This is a genomic window from Acinetobacter sp. C32I (genome assembly GCF_023702715.1).
In the GTDB taxonomy this organism is placed as follows: Bacteria; Pseudomonadota; Gammaproteobacteria; order Pseudomonadales; family Moraxellaceae; genus Acinetobacter.
Map to the genome: position 1 here is coordinate 3,211,229 of NZ_CP098480.1, position 20,882 is coordinate 3,232,110.

Consider the following 20,882-nt stretch of genomic DNA (forward strand, 5'->3'; position numbering starts at 1 on the left):
GTGACTAAAACCCCTGAGGGGAAATCTATTGGCATGTTGCCAATAAAATCAGTACCTAAACACGAGCGTTATCTGAATATAGACAGCAGTGCGAGTAAAGCTGACAAAATTCAGATGTATCGTGATCAATTAATTGAAAAGTACCCGAATCAGGATTTTACATTTATCCGTACTTTTCCATACCGTGCTTATCAATCCTATGATTCTCTTACCCCTCGTCCTTATATGATTAATACAATCGATGGTCATCAGGTCAAAGTAGCTGAATTTATAATGTTTGGATCAAAAAATGTATTGTTAACAGAGTTGGCACAGCAAGATTTAAAAGTGCCTGTTGGTGTGCATGATTTAGTGATTATTAATGGCTTTAAAAGTACAAGTTATTATACAGAAATAAAAAATGTGAATTTTGAGAAAGATAAAAATTATGTCATGGGTACGGATTATAGTAAGGAAACTGGATCTCGGCTTTATATTGCAGAATATGAAGTAGATCAAAGATTTAAGGCTAATGAGCCAGAATACATTGTGATTAAGAAAAAAATTGTTGAAGGTATTGAACAAGGAAATTTGAAACATGTCAAAATTTACTAAATCCGTATTTAAATTTGGTTTATTGTTTTCGATCTTAGTCTCTAGTGGCTGTGTACGAATGATGTTGCCCACTTCTGAGTCACAACTTATTCAGCAATCTGTAGGTGGTGGATATAGCACTGAACTCAACATGGATTATATTCAAGTATATGCAAATTTAAAACGAGCATATGATAAGTGCGTCGCATATAAAAGTCCTGTGCCTAATGATATGAGTTATATTGCTGTAGACGGTCAGCTTGAGCGTGATAAGCATCAAGCTACAATTGAAGCAAAAGCAAACTATGGAACCTATGTTTCTAAGGTGAATCTGAAAGAGATACCAAATGGAAAGACTCTATTAACCTTATATCTTTCAAAAAGTAAGCTTTTGACCGAAAATAAAAATGCTGAATTATCACAGAAGAGATTTGAACAAGAACAATTAAGAGCCTTAGGTAATGATCCTAAGTGTAATTAGCAATAGATGATAAAAAAGACTGAGCAGCAAACAAATAGTTTAGCTCAGTCTTTTGATTTTTTATCTCTAAGTATTTGAATCCGCTTTATCTCCCAATACCAAGGTTGCCAGCTTGACCATATCCATTTGAATGCTATTGAACTGTTTCTCGATTTTGGCAAAATCAATTTTTGAGAAATCCGTTTGACCATGTAATAAGGGCATATTTAACAATTGTTGATTGGCGGCCAATAAGTTTTGACGGATTTGATCGACTTCATTACTTTTTAAATTCAGTGATAATAAGGCATCATGCAGCTTATGCAATTCTTGATTCAACTCACCCGTGGTGCTTTGTAGCTGTTGCACATTTTTATCTTGGATGGCTTGTTCCAAATTACTTTGCGATTGCTTGAGCAAGCTGACATAGTCATCAGTTTCAATCTGTAATTTGGCAATATCACGGGCGATATTTAACATATTGCCACGGCTTAGGTTTTGAGTATCTTGAGCGATGCTTGTATCGCGTTCTGTATTTTCCGAAGTCGTATTCGATTGTTCAATCTCAGTGTTTTGCTCAGCTTGCTCATTGTCATGAGGAACCTGATCGCAACCTGCCAGCGTTAAGAGGCTAACCAAAGTGGTTACTGAGAGAATGGCTTTGATAGAGAAATGTTCCATCATGGCTGAACTGCACCAAAATATGAGAAGACCGTCACTATAATAAAAAAGTATGGAGAGAATAGGAGTTGTTGCAAAGAACAAACAAATTTTTCAATTAAAAAGAGAGTGCAGAAAGCGCTCTCTAAGTTCTATCTCAGAGGCAGGGAGAGTTAGCCTTTGATGATTTTGATAACTGAATGATTAATCACATTAACCAAAACATAATCACCGTTTACCTTGATCCATTGCTGATTTTTACTTGGTTTATACAAATTTTTGTGCTTTGCATAATCTACTTTGTAACCTTGTCCACGATAGTCGCTCGGGACTTTTTGACCTGGTTTCCAATCATGTGCAGGCTGAATCTTTCTTTTTTGCTCTTGAGGATGATGAGCTGCCTGTCTGTGATCATGTTTTTGCTGTTCAGCTTTTTGTGGTGAATGTTGTGGCTCATGTGGTGCTGCAAAAGCTGGAATTGCAACCACCGTAGATAAAGATAAAATCAATGCTTTGGCTATAGTTTTCATTGTTCACCTGTAATTTGGGAGTTGAATGTCGATGTCATCATTTAACTTTAAGCTTGTTCAAACAGAGTGAAGATAGTGTTGTAGATTGATAAAAATTGTGTGTGAACCATGAATAACAGCTGTAAAAAAAGCATGATCTCCATGCTTTTTTTAATATTTGTGGCTTTAAAAACTGAGTTATTTTGCTAATTCAGCTTCAATTGCACTGACAATACGCTCATCATCGGCAGTGATATCAGGTGCAAAGCGAGCAACAATTTCACCCTGCTTATTCACCAAGAATTTTTCAAAATTCCATAACACTTCAGGTGGGTTGTTTGGCGTTAAACCATAATCAACCAAGTCTTTCCACCATGGCCCTTCGCCTTGACGTTCCGGAATCGCTTGGGTCAGGGTTTGATACAAGGTATGTTTGTCATCACCTGCAACCGAGATTTTGGCGAAAAGCGGGAAATGCACATCATAATTCAATGAACAAAACTGCTGAATTTCATCATTGGTTCCTGGTTCTTGTTCTAAGAAATTATTCGCTGGGAAGCCTAGGATTTCTAGGCCTTGGTCTTTCTTGGCCTGATACAGTTTTTCTAAACCTTCATATTGTGGTGTTAAACCACACTTTGATGCCACGTTAACGATCAGCAGAACTTTGCCTTGATATTGATCGAGATCAACGTCTTGGCCTTTGATGTCCTTAACGGGAATGTGATAAACCGACTGGCTCATGGGATACGTCCTAATTTGTTGTTGTGACAAAACCTATTTGTTTTAACTGCTATTGCTACTGAGTGCAATGCTCTTGAGATTATTCCATACAAATAATGTGTAAAACCAAGCCTTTGTTTTAAAGTACTGCATTTTTGAGTTGAATCGGAGTCTGTCCCGTATAGCGTTTAAAAAACTCAATGAAACTGGAACTGTGTTGATAACCTAAAGCAAAAGTGAGCTGTTTGATGGTCATGCCTTGGCGGATCTGATTGATCGCATAAATAATTTTGGCACGATTACGCCACTCCGACAGTGACAGTTGCAGTTCTTGCTGGCTGAGACGTAACAGGTGTCGCTCACTGACTGTAAAGCGTTGTAACACTTGTTGCAGACTGTTATGAAACAGATTGGGGTCGGCAAGCTGTTCCAGAATCGGTGCTAAAACTGGATGACTGCTTTGCGGGAGATAATGTGAATAGGCCGGCGCTTGCTTGAGCTGATCGAACAGCACTTGTAGCAGATGTTCTAGATATTCAGGCGCGGCAGCCTGTTTTTGCTGTTCAAGGATTTGCACGACCAATGCCCGAAAAAAAGGTTCAATACTGAAACAACGACAGCTATCCCCTAAAAAATCACCAAACTTGGGGTGCAGACGAATACAGATATAGTGAATTTCGTGCTCAACGGGCAATGATTGGTGTTCGGTGCGTGGTGGTAACCACAACCCATAACTGGGTGGTGATAGGTAGTATTTTCCTTCAATATCAAACTCTAAAGTTCCATTCAAACTGAAATTGAAATCGCCCCAAAGTGAAGAATGCGGTGTGACAATATCATCTTTTTGATATAGAAATTCATGTACTTCTATACCGTGTAAAAAGGGGAATTGTTCAGCAACAGCATGCTTCATTTGAGGATCTCATTTTAGTTTTCGAAAGTCACTTTCGGGTTATTCAAGCCTTTGGCTAAAGTGAAGATACTAATCAATGCCAAGGCAACAAAACTGATTACACCATAAATTAAGATATTTTCATTGAAATGATCAACTACATAACCACCGAGTAGTGAACCTGTGGCAATCATCACTTGGAACATACCCACAAATAGAGGCATGCCTTTTTCAACCGCGTGAGGGGCATGCACAAACATCCAGATATTGGCTGAGGTCGGGAAAGCACCGAAAGCGAAGCCCCATAAAGCAGTCAATACAATTGCCCCAAACTGGTGGGTCGCGAAAATCGGGAAGCCGAAGAATACGATGGCAAAACAGATCCCGACAAAGGCGAGGGTATAGCGCACATTTAAATTGCCACTATAGCCAGCAAATGCATTGCCAAAAATTCCTGCAATGCCGTAGAGCAATAACAATGAACTGATGGTGGTGCCATCAAAGCCCGCAATATTTTTAAAGAAAGGCGCTAAATAACTGTAGGCACAGAAGTGAGCGAGACCAATCAGTAACACGATCAACATACCACTACGTGCCTTCGGCGTACGGAGTAAGGCAGGTAGGTCACGTAAATGAATGGCAGATTCAGGTTTCAGCGCCGGTAAGAAAATGAGTTGTAGCACCAACACCACCAAGCCGATTGCTGCGGTAATCCCAAAGGCACTGCGCCAACCATAGAATTCACTCAGCCATGTCCCGATTGGAACACCAAGGACAGTTGCAAAAGTAACACCCGCCATCACAATGGCAGTGGCTTTGGCAATAGGGAGGTGCGCTGGTGCAAGTTTGCCACTGAGCGCAATGGCGGTGGCCCAGAAGCCACCAATTGAAATACCGAGGACCAAACGGCTGAGCAACAACACATTAAAGCTCTCTGCAAAGGCAGTAATGGTGTTGGCAATCACCATAATCGCAGTCAACAGGATCAACACATAACGACGATCTAGTTGTTTCACGGAAATTGGGAGTAATGGTGCAGCAATTGCAGCCATCACCCCAGGTAAGGTAATGATTAATCCAGCCGTACCCACCGAAATATTTAAGTCGGTCGCGACACTATTGAGGACGCCCACAGGTAAGAATTCACTGGTGACCAGTGCAAAGGCAGCAACAGCGACTGCTAAAATTGCATACCAGCTTCCTTGTGTGGTTTCAGTGGGTCGTGCCTCTGAAGAGGTGGATTGTTCCATGAGAATTTCCTTATTTGTCAGTTGGATGACAAAAGGGTGGAGAATAAATTAATTTTTTATAACGATCGCTATGAAATAAAATAGTAGATAAATAGAGTATCGTCAAATATTTTTATAGTGATCATTATAAAAATATCTGTAAGGCTTATGAGAAATTTGAATGGTTAGGACAATTGCGACTGAAGTGGAACGCAATCAATAGGGTCGCTTTAATGTATCGTTGCAAAAGCGACCATTGATTATGGATTAAACACAGGATCTCAGCTCAAGCTAGAACACTCATATTGCTGACCTCAGCTTGTATCATTGTTTTTGATAATGAATTTGGGGGTTGTTCAGGCCGCGTGCCAGCGTAAAGATCAATACCAGAGAACAGAGGACCAATGGCAACATGGCAAAAAATAAGATCGTGCCATTAAAATAATCCACGATGATACCGCCAAACATACTGCCAAGCGCAATCAGAATTAAGAAGGTTAATGTCACCATTGGCATGCCTTTTTCAACGGCTTCAGGGGCATGGGTAAACATCCAGATGTTGACTGCGGTTGGGATGATGCCATAAGCGAAGCCCCATAAAGCCGTCAATATGATTGCAGAGCTGACCTGTGCTCCAGACAGCGGCAGACACAGAAAGGCAAAGAAGAAGGTGATACCACTGACTGCGAAGGTATAACGGATATTCTTCTGACCCAGATAGCCTGCAAAAATATTGCCAAAAATCCCAGCAATCCCATAGACCAGCAGTAAACGGCTAATCAAGCCATCAGAGAAGTCCAATTGATGCTTAAAAAAGGCAGAAAAATAACTATAAGCCGCAAAATGTGCAAAGCCCATAAAAATAAAGATGATTAAGCCTTTACGTGCAGCAGGATGTTGCAACAGAATCGGGAGCTCATTCCAACGTAGCGAAGAAGCCGGTTTGAGTTGAGGCAGATACAGATACTGGAAGATAAATAGAAGTACCCCTATCAATGAAATCGCCGTGAAAGAAGTTTGCCAACCATTATATTGAGCCAACCATGTGCCCATCGGCACGCCCAATACGCTGGCCAAGGTCACTCCGAAAGCCACCCAAGCCGTTGCTTTGGCAATCGGTAAATGGGGCGGTGCAAGGCGACCGCTTAAAGCAACCGCAGTGGCCCAGAATCCGCCAACAGCAATGCCCAGAATGATACGTCCGACTAGCAGCAGGATAAAGTTAGGCGCAAATGCTGTAAGGAGATTGGCGACAATCATTAATAGGGTAAGCATCAATAGCAGAGTACGTCGATCCAGTGTTTTCGCCGAAATGGGAATCAGCACTGCAGCAAACATACCGACGATTGCGGTCAATGAAACGGTTAGACCTGCTGTTCCTACAGAGACTTGAAAGTCCCGCGCAATCTCATTGAGTACACCAATCGCAAGGAACTCACCTGTGACTAAGGCAAAAGCGCTGAATGTAACAGAGAGTAATGCGAGCCAGTTCCCTTGCGAAGGATTTGATTGCAGTGAACTGATGTCAGTGGCAGATGGGTTTTCCATAAAAATCCCCTTTATTGTTAGTGAGATAACAATAAACTTTAAAAAAGAGTAATTTTTTATAACGATCGATATAAAATAAAATAGTTGATTAATGTTGCTGCGTCAATTAATTTGATAGTGATCGTTATGAAAATACCTGTGACTGTTATGACAAATGCACCTGATCCTCTGCCAACACCCTGTGATGACAGCTTGAAAAAAAAGCGTGGTCGTCCGAAGTGTTTTGACGAGCAGCAGGCTTTGGAAAAAGCCATGTTGTTATTTTGGGAGCATGGTTATGAAGCCACATCGATCAGTGATTTAACGCAAGCGCTAGAGCTGACTGCACCGAGCTTATATAGTAGCTTTGGTGATAAAGCGGGTCTGTTTTATAAATGCATCGACTATTATTTAGCCCATGAAGCTTGTCCGATTGTTCCTATTTTTTTAGAAGCCAAAACCGCCAAAGTTGCCTTTGAACTTTATTTATATGACAACGTCAAGCGTTTGGCTCAACCCAATAAACCAGCAGGTTGTATGTTGGTAGTTGCCACCATGAACTGCTCGGATAATGCACAGGCAGTGCAACACAATATTCTGGAAAAACGTTTGCAGACCAAGCAAAAACTGTTTGAGCGTTTAGAGCAGGGCGTTGCCAACGGTGATTTGCCAGCAACAGCGCCTTTACAGGAAATGACCGACTTCTATGCAACGGTTGTACAGGGCCTGACCATTCAAGCACGAGATGGGGCGACTGTTGAACAACTGCATAAGGTGGTTGAACACGCGATGCGCGGATGGGAGTTGTTCTAAACCCCCATGTCGTGACTGCGATATAAATGTCTGAAATACGATATTTCAATTATTTTGGACATCTTTCACAATACTCTCATTGCTGAGATAGGGTGAGAAAATGATGGGTCGGTTAAGTAAGTACCAAAAATGGGCTTTTGTCTTGCCCTTGATTGCGGTTTTGATTTGGTCGTTGAATATTGCCGTGACACGCTATGTGGCGGACTATATTTCGCCTGTGAGTATTAGTTTTTATCGTTGGTTTGTTGCCTTTATTATTTTGACACCGTTTATGTTGCCAAAAGTATGGAAACAACGTGCTTTAATTGCGCCGTATCTTCCTAAATTAGCGGTGTTGAGCGCCTTTGGCATGGTGTTGTATCAAGGTCTTTCTTATACCGCAGCGCACTATACTACAGCAACCAATATGGGCATTGTGAATGCCTTTGTCCCGATCTTTACGATCTTTATCTCTTATTTCATTTTAAAAGATGTACCAAACCGTTTTGCGATTTTTGGCAGCCTCTTGTCCTTTGCGGGTTTGATCTATGTCATGAGCCAAGGCCATCTTTCTAGTTTGTTTGAGCAGGGTGGACACTGGGGCGATGCGGTGATGGTACTGGCTGTTGGTTTCTATGCGTTTTATGGCGTATTCTTGAAAAAATGGCAGCTACAGTTGCCATTGATGACCAGTCTATACGTACAAATTGCGTTTGCATTGTTGTACCACATCCCATTTTTACTCTGGCTTGGCCTAGATGGGATTAATGCTGAAAATGCAGCAAGTGTGCTGTATGCTGGGATGTTCCCGTCGCTGATTGCCCCGTTATTATGGATGGTGGCCGTACAGGCGATTGGCCCAAACCGGACCAGTATTTTCATGAATTTAATGCCGGTATTCACTGCGATTATTGCCAGTTTCTGGTTGTCAGAGCACTGGACGATTTACCATACCATCGGTGGTGTGATGATCCTCATCGGTATTGTCATGGCACAGAAGAAAACCGTGAAAGCACCTGCACAATTGGCAGAACCTGCAGCATAAATGTGAAATGGTTTGGTGTGTTTGATCAAAATAACAACAAACGCACCAAATTATTTTTTTGATGACTGTGCTTTCTATATGATTTGCAAATATATTTTTAAGAATTATTAAATTTATGATCAAAAAAAAGCTGAATAAAAATATAAATATAATTTTATTGAAAATGCGGAAGTGACAAAATTGGTACGCTTTTCACACTTTTTGTTAGATAAATAATATATTTGTATAAATGAGACGATTCCCCCATAATAACCAACACAGCAAGATGATTCATTTGAGAATGAATAAGTTGCTTATCAAATTTGCGAACCCTCTGGATGTGATTATACACATCCTTTTTATGCTCAGTTATCCCTATATAACTGAGCTTTTTTTTGTCCGCTATTCACCTAATTAAGCGCGAACAACTTCACCTGTCAGTGCATTCAAAATGCGACTCGGTTCTCGGCTCAACCCTAAATCACCTTCGAGATAATGTAATGAAGTGCTGAAGTAAAGTTGCGCTTCTTCTAAGCTTTGTGCGGGTGTGAGACCAGCAGGGTTGGCGCTGGTCGAGACAATAAAGCCGCCAAATTGCTGGCATAGCTGCATGCACAACGGATGTGTCGTGACCCGGACTGCGACCAAAGGATGTTGGCCTTTGATCCATGCTGGAATACTTTGATCAGCAGGAAGTAGCCAGGTTGTGGCACGTTCTGTCTCAAGGCGATTCGACCAACTGGCGATCACTTGCTGACGCAGATTAGTGTTCAAGTCCTGCAATAAATGTTCGACTTGGTCTAAATGCCCGGCCAATAAGATCACACCTTTTTCAACAGGGCGATGTTTCAGTTCAAGAATTTCCTGAAATGCCTGTTCATTGAAGGGGTCACAGCCTAAGCCCCAAACTGCTTCAGTTGGGTAAGCCAGAACCTGTCCTTGTTTTAAAAGATGGGCTGCTTCAGCAATAGAGGAGGTAATCATGGCGTGTATAAAACAAAAGGGAGAATAGGCATTAGTTTAATGCATTGGGCGACAACGTAAATAGCGTCCTGCTTGTTGTAGGCATAAACCCAGTAATTCCAATTCCATTAATTGGGCAGTTAGTTCTGCAATCGTGATTGGATGGCGTAGCGCCAGTTGATCCAAATCTTGTCCAATCCAGTCCAGACTCTGATACAACGCAATCAAATGTGCGGGTAAGCTTGGCGGAGGAGTGGTACTGGCTTCATCAATTGGGTGTTGCTGGGCTTGCCATTGCGTCGGTAGTGCTAAATCCTCGATAACCTGTTCGGGATGATCGACCAGAATGGCACCTTCTCGAATCAGTTGATGGCAACCTTGATGATGTTCACTGTAAATATGTCCTGGAATCGCAAATACCATTTTACCTTGATTGGCTGCTTCATTTGCAGTGATGAGAGAGCCACTTTTCAGTGCAGCCTCCACCACTAAGACACCCAAACTCAGACCACTGACGATCCGGTTACGTCTTGGGAAGTGCTGTTGTAAGGGCATTGTCGTTGGTAGAAACTCCGTCACGATGGCCCCAGATTGGGTAATTTGTTGTGCCAGTTGTTTGTGCTGAGCGGGGTAGACGCTATCGAGGCCTGTACCCGTCACTGCAATGGTCCGTTGATGGGCTAATCCACCTTGATGTGCGGCTTGATCAATCCCATGGGCCAAACCACTGCTGATATAAAAGCCTTTTTCACTTAAATAATAGGCAAAATCATAAGCGACTTGGCGTCCATGTGGACTCGGTTTTCGGCTGCCGACCATGGCAATCTGTGGTTGTAATAAGGCTTGTGCCTGACCTTGTCCAAATAAAATGGGGGGACGATCTACATAAGGTAGTAGTTGCGTTGGGTAGCCAATATCATCAGGCGTTAAAATAAAATCGCTATATTTGCAAACCAGATCAAGTAGTTGTTGGAATTGTTGCTGACCCTGAGGGCTCTGAAATTCGGCTAAACGTTTTAAGTGATTGGCGTGTAAGCCCAGTTGTGACCATTCTGAGAAACGATGCGGTTGTGTTGCTTGTTCACAACCACCAAAGTGCTGCTGAATTTTGCTGAAACTCGACAGCGAATGCTGAACCAAGTACCACACCAACACAGTGTGATAGTGATGAGGTGATAATTGATTCAACATAGGCGTTTACTTAGTCATCTAAACGAGGTGGCTTAATATCCGAGCCAAGCTTGATCGGTAGCTCGCTCTCAAGGATATAGGCATAGCTGATACGATCAAAACTCTTAAAGATCATGGCGCTACCTAGATATTGTCCAGGGAGTTTCACTTTTTCTTTAGTTTTCGGATCTCGGACTACTTCACCATCTTGATAGACACTGAACACTTGACCAATTTCAACGCCATCAGTAGTGCCACGATCAACGGTGACCACGCCATTTTTGGCAGCTGTACCAATTGAACCCATCACACGGATGATTTTGCCGCCGTCTTTTACCTGATTGGCATCAATTGGGTAAAATAAGGTTGGTAGCATGGCATCCTGTTCAGCCATAACCCGATCGCCACGACGAACTTCACCGTTATAACTATCGGTAAGTTCAACTGTGGTGATGTCATTTTCATTGCGAATGGCAACAGCCGAAGCCACTTGTGTCAGCTCAACCCCAAGATTCTGTTTCTTGCCATTTTGGTCTAATACGATGTACGGTTCACCTTCACGGAATACACCATAACGTTGACCGTTTTCAAGGCCTTTACCACGCACATATACACTTTGGCCTTTACCTGCAAGTACGCGGTTGTCTGCTGTACCCAAGATATAAGGGGTATTGGCAATCGCCTCTGCTGGCAGGACCGAAGTACGCTCTAACCATTGCTGAATATGTGCCAAAGGAATAACAGGAACACTATTATTCAAGGCTTCAACACGGACTTGCGGACGTAGGTTTGAGGTATTACCTGTATAGCGGCGAATAATCCCGTCACAGCCATCCCCCTCATCCTTACCGATTAAGGGTTTACCGTTCAAACTGCATAGCAGTAAGCGATCGCCTGGATAAATCCAATGCGGATTTTTCACATGCTTATTGCTTGCCCAAATTTCTGGCCAACGCCAAGGCTTACTTAAAAACTTCCCTGAGATATCCCAAAGTGTATCGCCTTTTTTCACCACATAAACATGCGGTGCCCCCACTTTGACCGAAGGTGGACTGACATTTGGGCTGGCTGCATGGGCGAAATTCACGCTCATCCCCAAACCTGCACAAATTGCTGCAGCAATCAGTTGTTTTTTTAACCCCAAGGCATGAAATGAGTGTATGCCGTTTAAAACCTTTTTCATTATCATAATTCCTAAAAATTATGTGTGTAGTTGCGTTATAATAACGACTTTACACACAATTTTTTGATCAAGTATTCCCTTTAGTTGGTTTTTTGATCAATGGCATAAGTGAGGACGACTGTATGGCCTTATTACCTATTCTAAGTTTTCCTGATCCCCGCCTTCGTACCATTGCCAAACCAGTCGAAGAAGTCACTGATGATATTCGTCAGCTTGCAGCAGATATGTTTGAAACCATGTACGAGGCACCGGGTATAGGTTTAGCGGCAACTCAGGTTGATCATCATATTCAGCTTATTGTTATGGACATCTCTGAAGAGAAAAACCAACCGATGGTGTTCATTAACCCCAAAGTCATTCCACTGACCGAAGATACTCAGCCTTATGAAGAAGGCTGTCTCTCTGTGCCTCAAATATACGACAAAGTTGAGCGTCCGTCACGCGTAAAAATCGAGGCAATTAACCTTGAAGGTCAAGCATTTGTGTTAGAAGCTGACGAACTTCTCGCTGTTTGTATCCAACATGAAATGGATCACTTAAATGGCAAACTTTTTGTCGATTATTTATCGCCATTAAAGCGTCAACGTGCACGTGAGAAAGTGGAAAAAGTGGTTCGCCAACGTGAAAAAGAAAAAGTCACTGTCAAACGTTAAGCGCTAGACATTATTTAAGATGTTTTCTTTGTTTCGTTGTGGCTTGCTGCTGGCTTTAACCGCGGTCTGTTTACAGATTGCGGTTTTCTTGCAGCCGCTACTTCCGAAGCAATATCAAATCGCGCCTGTCTGTGAAACCATTACTCAGGCGTTGTTATTACCGAAGCTACAAGCTTCGCATAGCCATTCGGTCCATGCATCTCAGCATCACGAGCATCAGCTTGAACATGTTCAAGTGTCGATGCCACAACATGATCATCACGATCCTAACCACCAATGTCAGTATTGTACGGTCTATGCCAATCTAGTATTGCCGCCTGAATTGGGGGTGAAAGAGGTTCTGGTCCGTATCCAAATCCGTTTAGTTGCGTATCAACAAGCCTTTAAGCATGTTTATTTTGCACTGCAACGGTTGTTCTTGTTGCCTCAAGGGCGGGCTCCGCCACTCTTTGCATAAATTAAAACTTTCTTTTCGTTAGGGTTTTTTTGGAACTCTGACTCTGTTTTATCTATGTTTTAAGAGAGACCGATAATGGCTCAACCTAAATTTTTATTACAACCGCTGACGGTTGCGATCTTGACTGCTTCAAATACCGCAATGGCGTGGGCAGAACCTGTTCAGCATGAGCAGGCACATGTCTCAATGGCACCGATTGTGGTCACTGCACAACAACCGAATGAGAGCAATGGTTTGGTGGTGCAAGCCGATCCTAAGAAACCGATTCAACCCATCCCAGCGACAGATGGTGCCGACTATCTACAAAGTATTATGGGGTTTAATTCAATACAAAGTGGTGGCACCAATGGCGATGTCACTTTCCGTGGCATGTTTGGCTCCCGCATCAAGATTTTAACCGATGGTACGGAGAATCTCGGTGCATGTCCGAGTCGTATGGATGCACCGACCTCGTATATTTCACCTGAAAGTTATGACCGTATTTCAGTGATTAAAGGGCCACAAACGGTTCAATATGCCAATACTGGTTCAGCGGCAACGGTGATCTTTGAGCGTGAACCTGAAAAACTCACCCAAGACAAACCTTATCGTGGGCAGGCGAGTGTATTGTGGGGTTCGTTTGGACGTTTAGATCAGAATGTTGAAGCGGCGATTGGTGATGAAAAAAAATATATCCGTTTAAATGCCAATCGTTCTGAATCGAATAGTTATCAAGATGGAGATGGCAAAACTATCCCGTCTTCATGGGAACGTTGGAATGCTGATGTTGCATTGGGTTGGACACCAGATGAAAACACTTGGCTTGAGTTGACAGGTGGCAAGGCTGATGGTGAGGCTGAATATGCGGGTCGTGGTATGGATGGGGCACAATTCGCTCGTGAAAGCTTAGGTCTACGTTTTGAAAAGAAAAATATCACTGATGTAATCAAGAAAATTGAAGCTCAGGTCAACTATAGCTATAACGACCATATCATGGATAATTATAGCCTGCGCACACCACCATTGGTTGAAATGCAACATGGTGAACACAGCATGTTGATGCCAAACCCGATGGCCATGCAAGTGACACGCCGTACCTTGAACTCACGTTTGGCGATGACCTCGGAATGGAATCAATGGAGCTTAATCACTGGGATCGACTCTCAGTTCAATAAACATGGTGGCAGTATGTCATCGCCGACTATGCCATCAATGAATGTACCCTTTCGTCAGGATATGCGCTTCCAGTCTTATGGTGCCTTTGGTGAGTTGACGTATCAATTGAACTCGCAGAATAAAATCGTGACAGGTGCTCGTGTAGACCAAGTCACTGTTGATGATGAGCGTGCTGATTCTAAAAGCAAGGGCTTCAATACCCAGCTTGAAAAAACTTTACCAAGTGCTTTTGTGCGTTTGGAAAATCAAAATGCCGAGCATGGCGTGAACAGTTATGTGGGTTTGGGCTATGTGGAACGTATGCCTGATTATTGGGAGTTATTCAGTCCTGAACATGGCAATGCAGGTTCGAGCAATACCTTTAATGGGGTACGTCCAGAGAAAACCTTGCAGTTAGATCTTGGTTTTACCCAACAACAGGGGGCATTTAACTCATGGGTGTCGGCATATGCAGGGTTGATTGATGACTATATTCTGATGAATTATCACGATCATAGCCATATGCATGCCGGCGGGCATGGCAGCAGTGGCATTACTGCGGGCGCGAAGAATGTGGATGCCACCATTGCAGGGGCTGAGGCTGGAATCGGGTATCAGTTTAGCGATCACATTCAAGCGGATGTAAGTGCGATGTATGCCTGGGGTAAAAATACCAGTGACAATACGCCGTTGCCACAAATTGCACCTTTAGAAGGGCGGGTTAACCTGCGCTATGTTGCTGATAAATATACACTGGGTATGTTGTGGCGCGTGGTGGATCAGCAAAATCGTATTAGCTTGCATCAAGGTAACATCGTGGGCTATGACTTGAAACCAAGTGCAGGTTTCTCAACGGTTTCATTGAATGGTAGCTATAGTCTGAATCAAGATGTCGATCTTTCTGTAGGGGTTGATAACGTCTTGGATAAGACCTATACCGAACATCTGAATAAAGCCGGCAGTTCAGGTTTTGGTTTTGCCAGTGAAGAGCAATTCAATAATACCGGCCGCAATTACTGGATGCGTATGAGCATGAAGTTCTAAGCTGAGTTAGAATCAATCAGCTCAATGACCTGCATTGGGCTGATTGAGATTTGAATCGAGGCCAGCATGCATCATCTTCAGGACCAAAAAACAATTATTCAGGAATTACAACAACAGGGTTATGCCCGTATCCAAGTCATAGAATGGACGGAACAGACCCGTGACAGTCTGGTCAAAATGTTGTTGCAGGCAGGTGTTCAAGATTATCAGTTTCATAAAATCAAGAATGAGCCACACGATTATCTGATTGTACTCAAAGGGAGCGCTTCTAAGCTTCCTTATCAGTTGGAAAAAGACTATTCCCCCAGAACTTCTTTTTTAAAGGTGTTACCTTTAATTTTGGCAGTGAGCCTGATTGCGGTGACAGTCCTTTTCAGCAGTTATTCTCAAGATCTGATGTCCTTTGTTATTGTTTTGATTATTCCCGCAATACTCGGAGCATTATTCGAATATTTTATGATTCGGCAACAGCCCAAGCCCATTTTCCTCTCTAAGCTTTTCAAAATTCAACCGCTTGTTTTTGTGATCGTGATTGTGTTCTGCGTGATCGTGTTAAGAGAAGGTATTATCTGTCTGATCATGCTCTTACCCATTCTACTGATTGGTTTACTGTTGGGTGCAGGTTTCATGCGATTGATTTGTCATTATCTATGGAAGCCTAGCGCCAAAATTTATTCTTTTGCACTCCTGCCTCTAATTTTATGGTTGTTATTACCTGATTTTAGCCAGACTGAATATGGGCAAACCCAGCGCTCGGTCGTGATTCGTGCGCCAGCACAGCAAGTATTTCAGGCCATTAACCAGATTGGCAAGATTCAACCAGAGGAAGTCAAAGACAGTTTTATTTTTAGCATGGGCTTTCCCAAACCTGTTTTTGGCATGACTGAGCAGCATGGGGGTGAGCTGATACGTACCATCCAGTGGGAACGTGGGATCAAGTTTGAAGAAAAGGTGACCGCATCGCATGCGCCGTATCTACTGTCTTGGAAATACCAGTTTGCTTCAGATTCTTTTCCGAAGGGGTCATTGGATGACCATCTGGAAATGGGTGGAAAGTATTTCGATTTGCTGAAAACAGATTATCAACTGGAACAAATCGATGCGCACACCACCAAGTTGATTCTGAGCATTGATTATCGTTTATCCACTGAATATAACTGGTATAGCCGTTTATGGGTCAATTATGTCTTAAATGAGTTTAGTGATGTGGTGATGCAGATTCATAAACAGCGTTTAGAAAAAGATCTTTCTTGAACTAAAAATCAAAGTGAAGCCACAATCTTGATTGTGGCTTCGGCTCGTTAAGCCAAGCAGTCCTGTTTTGGCATTAAGCTATCGCAGTACAATGGATTCAATGCGCATTGCAAGTCATCAATCTGCTCTTGGGTCACATAGCCTTTAGCTTTGAGGTATTCCGCAACACGGTCATCACGCAGACTTAAGAATGCAGCATCATATACGCCTAAATCTACAAATAAAGCCGCAGTTTCCAAGCTATTAAAATGGTCTAAGAACACATCATTTTCATACATCAAGAAAATATGTGTTAAAGCAGCATTGGCATCGACTTTTAAACGCTGTGCTAATTGTTCAGGACGCGTTTTGATAAACAGTAAATCAGAAAGCTCATCAAACTGGGTTTTGTCCAGTTGGTGTTCACCGCCCTTAACATGACCTAACCATGCTTTGAATACCAGTACCGCACCACCACGCAGTAACATACTCCAGATTTGATGACGGCTTTCATGGTCGAGGTGAGCCGATTCGGTTTCGAGAGCGTCTAAAAACTTTTCTTCCTGTTGCGCCAGTTTTTCAAATAAACCCAAGCCTTGTGGGTGATAGGCCGCAGGTGCAAACACATCAAAATTGAGTTGATCAAATACATTGAGCGCCAGAGGGACAGCAGCTTGATACAGTGTGTTCAGTGCACGTAAATGGGTGTCATCTAGTTTGCTGTGTACAAAGATGGTTTGCCAATCCAGTTCAGGTAGCAGAGCATTGGCGCTGTACTGGCGATAAAGCTGTTGTGAACTATGGTCGGTCGTTGGGTTGTTGTGATTCATGATCAATGTCCTTTTTGACAATTTGTAATGAGAAACCCAACAAGCATAGGTCTAGGTTTCGTTTAACTTGATCAATTTATGCGGTATCGAGAAAACAAGTAGAATACGACTAAAGTTGTAGATGTAATTTTAAGGGTAGAATTTAATAATAAAAACATACACTTGATAAATTGTAAGTAAGTGTACAAACGTTCACTAATGTAAGTGAACGTTTTTGCCATAGCCAACGATGATTTGAGCACTTTGGTCAACTTGTCATCAACGAAAGTGCTGCTTTTTGATCATTTTGGTCTATGGTGAAAAATATTTTGCTAGTTATTGCATCGGCATGATTTTTAAACCCGATAACCATGCTCTTAAGCCCGCAGGTTTAAGCGGTTTTTTCAGCAACACAATATTCTGCTGTTTTAAGTATTGTGGGAGTTCTGGATCAGAATCTGCAGTAATCAGCGCGACTGGAATATGAGGCAGTCGATGTTGCTCAATGAAGTCCAGACCACGTTGATCATGGTTTAAATGCTGGTCGATCAGCCAGACCTGAATGTCTTCTTGTTCAATCAGTCGCAGGGCTTGCTCAGGTTCTGTTGCCGTGAAAATCTGATAGCCCCATTTGCTCAGTAAAGTGCGCATGCCTTCCAGAATGGTCTCATCATTGTCTAAGCACAATACTTTATAGGCGGTATGTTGCAGTGCTGTCACATGCGGTACCGCCATTTGAATTTTAGGTGCTTCGGCAAGGGGGACTTCAATCATGAAACAAGAGCCTTTGCCCAATTCCGAATAGACATGTACAGGAAAATCAAGCAGGCTGGTCATACGTTGCACGATGGCCAGTCCGAGACCAAGCCCTTGTTCTCCCCAAGGCGAAGTATGTCCACAGCGTTCAAATTCTTGGAACAGTTTCAGGCGTTGTTGTTCATGAATGCCCGGTCCTGTGTCCCAAACCCCGATACGAATATGCTTCGGGCGTTGCGCAGAACGTAACACGCCAACCACCACACGACCTTGAGCGGTATAACGTAATGCATTGCTGACAAAATTCTGGATAATCCGTCGCATCCATTGTGGATCGGTATCGACCCAAAATTTAGTGTCGTGAACAGACAGTTGAATATTGCGTTGAGCAGCAATCGATTTGAACTGTAATTCCAGATCATTTAATAGGTCATGCAGTGCATAAGCTTGGCGCTTTGGCTGAATCGTGCCGCCTTCCAAACGGGCAATATCGAGGAGTGCAGAGAGCATACTTTCTGCACCGTAGAGTGCGCGATCCAGTTGTTGCAAGGTCTGTTGGTCTTCGGTTGAATGCACACTTTGCTCTAAAGCGGTACTAAATAAACGGGCCGCATGCATGGGTTGTAATAGGTCATGACTGGCTGCGGCAAGGAAGCGACTTTTCGATTGATTGGCTTTATCGGCTTGTTCTAGCGCGAGTTGTTGCTCGGTCAAGGCATTGGCAAGCTGTTGAGTTCGATCACTGACACGTTCTTCCAACACTGCTTCATTTTCACGGAAGGCAGTAATATCGGCGAAAGTGGTCACGAAACCACCGCCTTCAATGGGATTGCCACGCATCTGAATCACCAGACCATCTTTACGAATCCGCTCAAACTCATGCGCACTGCCGACTTTCATCCAGTGCAGTCGTTTACGCACATGTTCCTCGACAGGGCCGGGACCACATTCACCACGTTCAGCGTTATAGCGAATCAGATCGGCAATTGGACAGCCGACGTAGACCAAATCTTTAGGATAATCAAATAGCTTGAGATATTGGTTGTTCCATGCTACCAGACACATATTTTTATCCACCACACTGACACCTTGGGTCATATGGTCAATCATGGTCATGAGCAGGTTCTGATTAAAACGCTGCCACTGTGAGGCTTGATCGAGAATATTCGCGACTTGCCCCAGTGCTAAACCATTGTTAATCATGGCAGTGGTCAGTAATGTACGAGCAGAAGCGGCACCAATAATCCCTGCCAGATACTGCTCGGTGAAACGCCACCACATACCATTGGCAACGTGATTTTCATTTAACACCACATGGTTTTGTTCACAAAATTGCTGGAAGGCTTGAAGGGTCGGTTTATCCCCCGTGACCCGTTTGGCGAGTGCTAATAAGTCACCAACTTTCAGGCGTGCGGCATTGAGGTGTAAATCAGTTAAATCGGTATTGGACTGAGCCGATGGCAACGGTTTGCTTTCATAATAAAAAAAGCTTTCTGCCTGAATTTGTTCTGCCACACTTGGACGATATAAACGAGACACCCAGATATACAGCACCACATTGAGCCCCAGTGACCACAACACGCCGTGGGTGAGTGGGGCAAAAGATTCAAAACCAAGCAGTGCTTCAGGACGTAGACCATTGATATCAAAAGGCCCAAACAATAATAGATGTTGTGCAAATTCTTGATAATGATCTGGTAAGCTACGCAATACTGTTGGGAACAGCAGTGTATAGCTCCACATGGCAAAGCCCATGAGTAAGCCGACATAGACGCCTTGGCGACTTGCACCACGCCAGTATAGTCCACCAATCAAGGCGGGAGAAAACTGTGCCACCGCACTAAAGGCCAATAAACCAAAGACTGAAAGCTGATTGATATCGTTAAAGAAATGGAAGAATAAGAAGCCCAGTAGCATCACACTGACGATACTGATGCGACGTGTCAATTTGAGTACACGAGGTAAGTGTTGATCATGGCGAGAAATGATTTTAAAGCGCCATAATGCAGGCATGATCAGGTCATTACTGAGCATGATCGACAGTGCCACTGAAGCCACCAATAGCATGCCTGTAGATGCAGAGAAACCACCTAAAAAGGCCAATAAGGCCAACCATTCTTGTTGATAGCTTAAAGGCAAGGCCAATACCGCAATATCAGGTGTACCAAGTGATTCAGGTAAAGAGTGTAGCGCCCAACTGGCAATCGGAATGATTGCAATCACAGTCAGAATCAGATAGGCCGCGAACCAGCGTCGTGCACCACGAATATGCTTTTCATCTCGTAATTCGACCACCGCCACATGAAATTGACGCGGCAAGCAAATCATGGCTAAGCCTGCAAGTAGGGTCTGAATCCAAAAAGTTTCAGGCACACCGAGTTGTTGCAGGTCATGGAAATGCTGACTGACATCGCTGCTGACCTGTTTGATATTGTCAGGCGACTGCAATAAGAAAAAAGCAGCCACGCAGAGCAGTGCAAACAGTTTAACAAAGGACTCAAATGCGACGGCCAACATTAAACCGCCATGCTGTTCGGTATGCGCAATATGACGGGTACCAAAAATCATCGCCAAAATCGCCAGCACCGCAGTCAGTACTAACACACTATTGGTGGTGGTATGGATATGCGCATTTTGCTCCAGAATCACCGAGGCACTTAAAGCAATGGCACGTAACTGCAAAGCCAGATAAGGCACAATCGCGATCACGGCAAGGATGGTCACCAGTGCGGCCAAGCTACCACTTTTGCCATAACGCGCTGCGACAAAATCGGCAATCGAAGAAATCGCATGATGTTGACGAATCCGACCTAAGCGTTTCCAGATGTCATAGCCAAACCAGATAAACAGCAAGGGGCCAAGATAAATCGGTAGAAAAATAACTCCCTGACGTACTGCAGCACCCGTCGCGCCATAGAAGGTCCATGATGAGCAATAAACCCCTAAAGTCAAACTGAACAGCAGCATACGGCCGCGCGTGCTTAAACGGCTGGCATGTTTTTCACCAAAAAAAGCGCAGCCGAATAACAGCACAATATACAGGGCAAGCACACCAAGAATAAGCCAACTGTTCATATTGCTCACGTGATCA

19 protein-coding genes are annotated in these 20,882 nt (G+C 43.3%); 8 read left to right on the forward strand and 11 right to left on the reverse strand.

Features of this window, described 5'->3' with window-relative positions:
* Both NDN13_RS15330 and NDN13_RS15335 read left to right on the forward strand, forming a co-directional pair.
* Nucleotides 1-594, forward strand: a complete 594-nt coding sequence (locus tag NDN13_RS15330; protein ID WP_251116079.1) for a hypothetical protein — start codon at nucleotides 1-3, stop codon at nucleotides 592-594.
* Complete coding sequence (locus tag NDN13_RS15335) at nucleotides 578-1,054, forward strand: hypothetical protein (protein ID WP_228704203.1); 477 nt, start codon at nucleotides 578-580, stop codon at nucleotides 1,052-1,054. The genes NDN13_RS15330 and NDN13_RS15335 overlap by 17 nt, the downstream gene beginning before the upstream one ends.
* 66 nt (nucleotides 1,055-1,120) lie before the next feature.
* Here NDN13_RS15335 and NDN13_RS15340 read toward each other — a convergent pair whose 3' ends face one another.
* The 6 genes from NDN13_RS15340 to NDN13_RS15365 all read right to left on the reverse strand — a co-directional run bounded on the left by NDN13_RS15340 (nucleotide 1,121) and on the right by NDN13_RS15365 (nucleotide 6,594).
* Nucleotides 1,121-1,717, reverse strand: coding sequence for a PM1805 family lipoprotein (locus tag NDN13_RS15340; RefSeq protein ID WP_251116080.1), 597 nt, complete (start codon nucleotides 1,715-1,717; stop codon nucleotides 1,121-1,123).
* Nucleotides 1,718-1,866: 149 nt separating this feature from the next.
* On the reverse strand, nucleotides 1,867-2,223 hold the full coding sequence (locus NDN13_RS15345; protein ID WP_251116081.1) for an RcnB family protein: 357 nt from the start codon (nucleotides 2,221-2,223) through the stop codon (nucleotides 1,867-1,869).
* Nucleotides 2,224-2,400: 177 nt separating this feature from the next.
* Entirely contained in the window at nucleotides 2,401-2,946 is a 546-nt protein-coding gene (locus NDN13_RS15350; protein ID WP_251116082.1) for a glutathione peroxidase, read from the reverse strand.
* Nucleotides 2,947-3,064: 118 nt separating this feature from the next.
* Nucleotides 3,065-3,838 (reverse strand): AraC family transcriptional regulator, encoded by a 774-nt coding sequence (locus NDN13_RS15355; protein ID WP_065344155.1) that lies wholly within the window; start codon nucleotides 3,836-3,838, stop codon nucleotides 3,065-3,067.
* Nucleotides 3,839-3,852: 14 nt separating this feature from the next.
* Nucleotides 3,853-5,067, reverse strand: coding sequence for an MFS transporter (locus tag NDN13_RS15360; RefSeq protein ID WP_251116083.1), 1,215 nt, complete (start codon nucleotides 5,065-5,067; stop codon nucleotides 3,853-3,855).
* 303 nt (nucleotides 5,068-5,370) lie between these two features.
* On the reverse strand, nucleotides 5,371-6,594 hold the full coding sequence (locus tag NDN13_RS15365) for an MFS transporter (protein ID WP_251116084.1): 1,224 nt from the start codon (nucleotides 6,592-6,594) through the stop codon (nucleotides 5,371-5,373).
* A gap of 138 nt (nucleotides 6,595-6,732) precedes the next feature.
* On the opposite strand from NDN13_RS15365, the gene NDN13_RS15370 reads away from it, so the two are divergent.
* Together NDN13_RS15370 and NDN13_RS15375 are read left to right on the forward strand one after the other, a co-directional pair.
* Nucleotides 6,733-7,386, forward strand: coding sequence for a TetR/AcrR family transcriptional regulator (locus NDN13_RS15370; RefSeq protein WP_416201943.1), 654 nt, complete (start codon nucleotides 6,733-6,735; stop codon nucleotides 7,384-7,386).
* A gap of 103 nt (nucleotides 7,387-7,489) precedes the next feature.
* Entirely contained in the window at nucleotides 7,490-8,410 is a 921-nt protein-coding gene (locus NDN13_RS15375) for a DMT family transporter (RefSeq protein WP_251118247.1), read from the forward strand.
* Between the two features lie 393 nt (nucleotides 8,411-8,803).
* Here NDN13_RS15375 and tsaC read toward each other — a convergent pair whose 3' ends face one another.
* The 3 genes from tsaC to NDN13_RS15390 are packed head-to-tail and all read right to left on the reverse strand — an operon-like array spanning nucleotide 8,804 to nucleotide 11,705.
* Nucleotides 8,804-9,373 (reverse strand): L-threonylcarbamoyladenylate synthase type 1 TsaC, encoded by a 570-nt coding sequence (gene tsaC, locus NDN13_RS15380; protein WP_251116085.1) that lies wholly within the window; start codon nucleotides 9,371-9,373, stop codon nucleotides 8,804-8,806.
* Nucleotides 9,374-9,409: 36 nt separating this feature from the next.
* Nucleotides 9,410-10,543, reverse strand: coding sequence for a DNA-processing protein DprA (gene dprA / locus NDN13_RS15385; RefSeq protein WP_251116086.1), 1,134 nt, complete (start codon nucleotides 10,541-10,543; stop codon nucleotides 9,410-9,412).
* Nucleotides 10,544-10,553: 10 nt separating this feature from the next.
* On the reverse strand, nucleotides 10,554-11,705 hold the full coding sequence (locus NDN13_RS15390; RefSeq protein ID WP_251116087.1) for a LysM peptidoglycan-binding domain-containing protein: 1,152 nt from the start codon (nucleotides 11,703-11,705) through the stop codon (nucleotides 10,554-10,556).
* Between the two features lie 122 nt (nucleotides 11,706-11,827).
* Here NDN13_RS15390 and def point away from each other — a divergent pair, with 122 nt between their 5' ends.
* The 4 genes from def to NDN13_RS15410 all read left to right on the forward strand — a co-directional run bounded on the left by def (nucleotide 11,828) and on the right by NDN13_RS15410 (nucleotide 16,247).
* Complete coding sequence (def, locus tag NDN13_RS15395) at nucleotides 11,828-12,358, forward strand: peptide deformylase (protein ID WP_005319693.1); 531 nt, start codon at nucleotides 11,828-11,830, stop codon at nucleotides 12,356-12,358.
* Nucleotides 12,359-12,377: 19 nt separating this feature from the next.
* Complete coding sequence (locus tag NDN13_RS15400) at nucleotides 12,378-12,815, forward strand: DUF2946 family protein (RefSeq protein ID WP_171552425.1); 438 nt, start codon at nucleotides 12,378-12,380, stop codon at nucleotides 12,813-12,815.
* A 75-nt stretch (nucleotides 12,816-12,890) separates the two neighbouring features.
* Nucleotides 12,891-14,993, forward strand: coding sequence for a TonB-dependent copper receptor (locus tag NDN13_RS15405; protein ID WP_251116088.1), 2,103 nt, complete (start codon nucleotides 12,891-12,893; stop codon nucleotides 14,991-14,993).
* Between the two features lie 66 nt (nucleotides 14,994-15,059).
* Entirely contained in the window at nucleotides 15,060-16,247 is a 1,188-nt protein-coding gene (locus NDN13_RS15410; protein WP_251116089.1) for a hypothetical protein, read from the forward strand.
* A 47-nt stretch (nucleotides 16,248-16,294) separates the two neighbouring features.
* On the opposite strand, the gene NDN13_RS15415 is transcribed toward NDN13_RS15410, so the two are convergent.
* Complete coding sequence (locus tag NDN13_RS15415) at nucleotides 16,295-17,056, reverse strand: hypothetical protein (RefSeq protein ID WP_251116090.1); 762 nt, start codon at nucleotides 17,054-17,056, stop codon at nucleotides 16,295-16,297.
* Nucleotides 17,057-17,371: 315 nt separating this feature from the next.
* Nucleotides 17,372-20,866, reverse strand: a complete 3,495-nt coding sequence (locus tag NDN13_RS15420) for a hybrid sensor histidine kinase/response regulator (RefSeq protein WP_251116091.1) — start codon at nucleotides 20,864-20,866, stop codon at nucleotides 17,372-17,374.
* Between the last annotated feature and the right edge of the window lie 16 nt (nucleotides 20,867-20,882).